Here is a 299-nt window from a genome sequence, read left to right on the forward strand (position 1 = left end):
TGCGGGAGCGTAAAAACAAGGTGGAAATAGCGACACGATAATAAATCCTCTTGTTGTCTTTGCACCCATTTAGCCGTTGCCATACCTTGGCAACGTGGGCAATGTCGATCTCGACAGCTACATCCAATTTGTTGTACTTCACTACAGTTATCACATTGCCATGCTTGATAACCGAGCTGTCCCGTTCTGCATGATTGAAGGTGTTGGCAGACTCGTAACTGCTGATAACTCATTATGTGGTGCTGCCGATAATTCCCAAGGCCAGAATTTAAAATATCAGCGAGGTGCAAGCCGCTCAT

The 299-nt window shown here is 45.8% G+C and carries 1 protein-coding gene; it reads right to left on the reverse strand.

Features of this window, described 5'->3' with window-relative positions:
• On the reverse strand, nt 1-299 hold a 299-nt coding region (locus AAEY62_RS21600), incomplete at both ends, for a transposase zinc-binding domain-containing protein (RefSeq protein ID WP_350636442.1).

Origin of the sequence: Pseudoalteromonas sp. GW168-MNA-CIBAN-0100, from assembly GCF_040309225.1 — a bacterium.
Classification (GTDB): Bacteria; Pseudomonadota; Gammaproteobacteria; order Enterobacterales; family Alteromonadaceae; genus Pseudoalteromonas; species Pseudoalteromonas arctica.